Origin of the sequence: Streptomyces aureus, from assembly GCF_001418135.1 — a bacterium.
GTDB lineage: Bacteria > Actinomycetota > Actinomycetes > Streptomycetales > Streptomycetaceae > Streptomyces > Streptomyces aureus_A.
This window is the reverse complement of sequence record NZ_LIPQ01000031.1, coordinates 1-5,672: the sequence shown is the minus strand read 5'-3', so window position 1 is coordinate 5,672 and position 5,672 is coordinate 1. Positions and strand designations below refer to the sequence as shown.

Genomic DNA, 5,672 nt, shown 5'->3' with positions numbered 1-5,672 from the left:
GTGGGCGGTCGTGGCCGCGGGCTCCCGCGGCCACGACCGCCCACAGCACCCAGATCACGCCCAGCAGCAGGCGGAGCCAGGCGGGGCTCAGGGGGATGCCGGGGACCATCAGGATCGCCTTGTCGAAGGCGTCGAGGAGGGTGAGGGCGCCGAGGACCACGGTGGTCCAGGCGAGGACGGGGCGGGTGGGGCGCAGGGCGAGGCCGAGGAGGGTCCACCAGACGCCGGTGAGGAGCAGTGCGAGGGCGGGGACGACCGTCGGGGTGAGGGCGAGCGTCGAGCCGGCGACGTCGAGGGCGAGGCCCGCCAGGCCGAGGAGGGTGGCGGCGAGCGCGAGGCGGTTGCCGCGCAGGCGGCGCCACCAGAGGGCGAAGCCGGCCAGGGCCAGGACGAGGGAGCTGCCGAGGGCGAGTTGGGTCTCGACGCGCTGGAGGCCGCGGGCGCCGTACCAGTCGCAGCCTGCCGGGAGGCGGCGCGCCTGGACGTTGTAGTCGGCGCAGACGAGGAGTTGGGCGAGTTTGACGGGTTCGCCGACGATCCGGTCGGTGTCGCCGGAGACGTCGCCGCGGCGCGCCCCGCAGCCGGGCAGGACGCCGGGGCTCGCGGCGCCGGTGTCGGACTGCCAGCAGTTGCCGCTGCCCTGGCCGTCCCACCAGACGTCGGTGCGGTTGGGGCGGGCGGCGCCGGACTTGTCGACCCCGAGGTGGTTGCCGGCGTAGCGGTTGTGATGGGACGTGTCGGTCTGCTTGCCCCAGGCGGACTCGCCGCGGATGAAGGCGGGGACGGCGTTGAGGTAGAAGGCGGCGCGCTGGTGGCCGTAGACCCAGTTGTTCTCGTAGAGGTTCCAGTTGCCGCCGGCGGTGATGATGCCGGTGCCGGGGGGCATGGAGATCTGGGGGCAGACGACGCCCTGTTCGTAGCCGCGCTCGACGGGCGGTCTGGCGCAGGTGCCGTCGGCGACGTAGGGGTAGTAGTTCTGGTTGTTGTCGTGGATCAGGTTGCGTTCGAAGCGGGCGTGGTTCTGCGGCAGTCCGGGGTGGCCGGGGAAGGCGGAGTCCATGGAGGCGCCGCCCATGTTGTGGTCGAACTCGTTGTCGTGGACCCAGACGGAGTCTCCGGCGGTGCCGGAGTAGCCGACCATGTTGTGGTGGCTGCGGCAGCCGGTGATCTCGATGGAGTAGCGGGGGACGTCGTAGCCGCGGCCGTCGTTGATGTCGGAGGCCGAGCCGGGGTAGATGCCTGAGTCGCCGTTGCCGTAGGACTCGCAGTTCTTGTAGAGGCCGTGGTCGGAGGCGAAGGTGAGGAAGCCGTACTCGTCGTTCCAGCGGGTGAGGACGTCGTCGATGACGAAGCCGTCGGCGGCGAGCACGTACAGCGAGTTGAACGTGGTGCGCTGGGCGGTGAAGTTGCGGAAGTAGACGCCGTCGCTGCCGTCGGCCCGCAGTGCGTTGAGCTTCTGGTACTTGGCGTCGATGACGACGTCGAGACGGGAGGCTCCGGTGCCCTCGATCTGGAGGTTCTTCTTGCCGAGGATGGCGACGAGGTTCTGGTTGTGCGGGCACCGCCGCTGCTGTTCGTAGCTGAGGATCTGGTAGCCGAGCGAGGACTTGGGCGCGTCGAGCGTGGCGCAGGCTCCGGTGGGCGGGGGCAGTGAGGGCTCCTCCTCGTACAGGCCGGGGAGGATAGCGATGGTCATGCCGGGCCGGTCGACGGCGTCGACGGCCTGCTGGAGGTGGCGGTGGCCGTCGCGGGCGCAGCGCTCGTAGAGGGTGCGGTTGCGGGCCTTGAGGGGGGCCGGGAAGCCGGAGATCCGGCTTTCGAAGGCGGTCCGGTCGGTCTTGCAGACGAGGAGGTCGGGTTCTCCGGTGCGGAGCTTCGGCACGGTGCCGGAGCCGTCGGGGAAGGTGACGGGCCGCTCCTCGTGGGCCTGGGCCCCGGGGGCGGTGAGCAGGGCCGCGGCGAGGGCCGCGAGCACGACCGAGAGCGCGAGGACGAACCTTCGGGTCCAGGACATGCGCGTGAGAGTAGAGGATTGTTCATCTTTTTTGACCCCTCGCGCAGCACCCGGTTTCCCGGCAGCTCACCCGCGGAGACCGGCATCCCGATTCGGCCATCGCCTTTCGGCGCCCCGTTGACGTGAGCCGCGCGGAATCCTACGGTCATGCATAGGATTCCCTTGTGGGCTTCCCTTGTGGGCTCAGGACAGGAGCGGGCGATGACCACGGAGCAGGCCGAGAAGCGCGAGCAGGCCAGGAAGACGGCCGAGGCGCTCGGCTACAGCACCGGTTTCGGCAACGAGCACAGCTCGGAGGCGATCCCCGGCGCGCTGCCGCACGGCCGCAACTCACCGCAGCGGGCACCCCTCGGTCTCTACGCCGAGCAGCTCAGCGGCAGTGCGTTCACCGAGCCGCGGGCGCACAACCGCCGCTCCTGGCTCTACCGGATCCGCCCCTCCGCGGCGCACCCGCCGTTCACCCGGACCGACAACGGCGACGTCCGGTCCGCGCCCTTCCACGAGACCGTGCCCGACCCCAACCGGCTGCGCTGGAACCCGCTGCCCGACCCGGCCCCCGGCACCGACTGGCTGGCCGGTCTGTGGACCCTCGGCGGCAACGGCGACGCGACCCAGCGGGCCGGCATGGCCGTGCACCTCTACCACACGAACGCCTCCATGGAGCGGGTGTTCGGCAACGCGGACGGCGAGCTGCTGATCGTCCCGGAGCGCGGCGACCTCCTCCTCCGCACCGAGCTGGGCCTGCTCGCCGTCCACCCCGGTGAGATGGCGCTGATCCCGCGCGGGGTCCGCTTCCGCGTGGACCTCCTGGAGGAGACCGCCCGGGGCTACGTCTGCGAGAACTACGGGGCTCCGTTCCAGCTCCCCGACCTCGGACCGATCGGCGCCAACGGTCTCGCCAACGCGCGTGACTTCCGGGCCCCGGTCGCCGCCTACGAGGACGTCGAGGGTCCGGTCGAGGTGGTCAACAAGTACTGCGGCAACCTCTGGTCGGCGACGTACGGCCACTCGCCGCTCGATGTCGTCGCCTGGCACGGCAACCACACCCCGTACGTCTACGACCTGCACCGTTTCAATGTCATCGGGACGATCTCGTACGACCACCCCGACCCGTCGATCTTCACGGTCCTCACCTCGCCCTCCGACACCCCGGGGCTCGCGAGCGTGGACTTCGTCGTCTTCGCCCCGCGCTGGCTGGTCGGCGAGGACACCTTCCGGCCGCCGTACTTCCACCGCAACGTGATGAGCGAGTACATGGGCCTCATCGAGGGCGCGTACGACGCGAAGGCGGAGGGCTTCGTGCCCGGCGGCGGTTCGCTGCACAACATGATGTCCGCGCACGGCCCCGACCGGGAGACCTTCGACCGGGCGAGCGCCGCCGAGCTGAAGCCGCAGAAGATCGACGACGGGCTTGCCTTCATGTTCGAGACCCGCTGGCCGGTGACCGCGACCCCGCAGGCCGCGGGCGCCGACCACCTGCAGAAGGGCTACGACGACGTATGGCAGGGTCTTGAGCGCCACTTCCGGCCGTAGTGTCTCGGCCGTAAGCCCGTAGCCTTCGTACGGAGAACCCGTGACCGCCTTCGCACCCGACTCGCTGGTCCTGAACCGCAAGCTGCCGCTCTGGTATCAGGTCTCGCAGTCGCTGCGCGCCTCGATACTGGGCCGCACGCCCGACGCCTCGCTCCGGCTCCCCACCGAGGAGCAGCTCGCGGCGCACTACGGCGTCAGCGTGCTCACGATGCGCCAGGCCCTCAAGGAACTGGAGGAGGAGGGCCTGATCAGCCGGCACCGGCGGCGCGGGACCTTCATCGAGCCGGGCGCCCGGCGCTCCACCCCGCGCCGGCTGCTCGGCTCGATCGACGCGATCGTGGCCCAGCAGTCGGGCGAGCGGACGACGGTCCTGGGGCACGGCAGCGAGGCGGTGCCGGGTGAGCTCGCCGAACACTTCCCCGACCTGCCGGAGATCATGGCGTACCGGCGGCTGCGCCGCGACGGGGAGAGCGGCGAGCCGACCAACTGGGCGGAGAACGCGGTGCGCCCCGAGCTCGCCGCCGCGATCGACCCGGCCGATCTGGAGCGCTGGCCGATGACGAAGGTGCTGCGGGACGTCGTCGGCGTGCGGATCAGCCGCATCACGGACACGGTCGAGGCCAGGCTCGCCGACCCGGAGACGGCGGCACTCCTGGAGGTGCCGCTCCTGTCACCGATCCTCCACTACACCGGCGTGACCTACGACGCGGAGGGAAGGGTCGTCGACGTGGCGCGCATCCGGTACCGGGGCGACCGCTTCTCCTTCACGGTCACGGTCGAAGCCCAGTAGCACTTCACGGTCACCGGCGAAGTTCAGTAGCGGGCGCAGGGGCCTCCGGACAGTGGAGACCCACGGACGGCGGTCGTTAGCATGCGGGGCGTGACGGAAGCCCCCGGAGCGAACAACGCCGATCTGCCTCCCCTCGCCGACGCGCCGCCCGGCGCCGACCTCCCCCTCCTCGACGACCTCATGCCGTGGTCCGTCGCGCCGATGCGCTTCGGCCGCTCGTGGATCGTGGCGCCGGACGCGCGGACGCTGCGGTCCCGCTGGGACCGCCTGGTGGCCGCCGAAGGGGCCGAGCGCGAGGCCCTGTTCCGCCCCAGCAGGGCGCGGACCCCGTCGAGCGCGGTCGCCGCGCTGCCGGGCCAGCGGACCGGGACCGTGCGCTGGGCCCGTGAGTCCGGACCGTGCCCGGAGCCGGTACGGGTCGCGCGCGGGCCGTTCGACGAGCAGTTGCTGCTGCCCGACCACCGGCTGATCGACACCGCACGCCCGGAGCTGTGGCGGGTCGCCGGGGAACCGCAGCTCTTCGCCGTCGAGCAGGGTCACGTGCCCGGTGCGGCCGGCCCCGCGCTCCTGGTGACGGCCGCGCTGCCCGAGGGCCGCTCACCCGCGGGCCGACCGGGCCGGATCCGTCCGCTGTTCCGGCGCCCAGGGGGCCTGGAGCCGAACCTCGCCCCCGGTCTCCTCGGTTTTCTCGGCGAGCGGTACGGGCACGGGGTCGACGCCCTGGAGTGGCTCGCGTGGACGGTGGCGGCGGCCCGCCCCTCCCCCGCCGGCTGCCGGGTGCCGCTCCCCGAGGACCCGGCGGTCTGGGCGGCCGGTGTGGCGCTCGGCAGGGACCTCGTCGACGTCCAGGCGCGGGGTGCGCTGACCGGGACGAAGCCGCGGCTGCCGGGCGGGCGCCGTCCGTACGTGCGGGCGGCGGTGCCGCCCCGCCCCGCGGTGATGACGTACGACGCGGCCGACGAGGCCCTCTGTCTCGACGAGGGCCGCATCTCGCCCGTACCGGCGGAGGCCTGGGAGTTCAGCGTCGGCGGGGCGCGGGTCCTGGAGCAGTGGTTCGCGCACCGGACCGCCCCGGCGGAGCCCGGGTCGCTCGACGCGATCGGGCCGGCGGCCTGGCCGCAGGAGTGGACCTCGGAGCTGCTCGACCTGGTCACGGTGCTCGCGCTGCTCGGCGCACGGGAGCCGGAGCGGGCGGCCCTCGCCGCGGATGCGGCCGGATCCGGGGGCCGGGAGGAGCTGCGGGCGGCGGGCGTCCTGCCTCCACCCGCCGGGTCCCGCCGCCCGGCCTCCGTGCTCGACCATCAGGAGGAGGGCCCGGAGGGCCAGTTCATGCTG

The 5,672-nt window shown here is 72.5% G+C and carries 4 protein-coding genes; 3 read left to right on the top strand and 1 reads right to left on the bottom strand.

Translation table 11 applies throughout. The features are described from left to right. Positions 1–2,014: right-handed parallel beta-helix repeat-containing protein (locus AOK00_RS03760; RefSeq protein ID WP_055598873.1), on the bottom strand; the 2,014-nt coding region annotated here is incomplete at its 3' end. Between the two features lie 201 nt (positions 2,015–2,215). On the opposite strand from AOK00_RS03760, the gene hmgA reads away from it, so the two are divergent. The 3 genes from hmgA to AOK00_RS03745 form a co-directional block, all read left to right on the top strand. Further along, the gene (gene hmgA / locus AOK00_RS03755) at positions 2,216–3,547 is read left to right on the top strand and encodes a homogentisate 1,2-dioxygenase (protein WP_055598872.1); all 1,332 of its coding nucleotides are present in this window, start codon (positions 2,216–2,218) and stop codon (positions 3,545–3,547) included. Positions 3,548–3,587: 40 nt separating this feature from the next. Continuing rightward, positions 3,588–4,337: a GntR family transcriptional regulator gene (locus tag AOK00_RS03750; RefSeq protein WP_055598871.1), complete on the top strand. Its 750-nt coding sequence runs from the start codon at positions 3,588–3,590 to the stop codon at positions 4,335–4,337. A gap of 81 nt (positions 4,338–4,418) precedes the next feature. Further along, the coding region (locus AOK00_RS03745; protein WP_063886513.1) for a type ISP restriction/modification enzyme at positions 4,419–5,672 on the top strand (1,254 nt) is incomplete at its 3' end.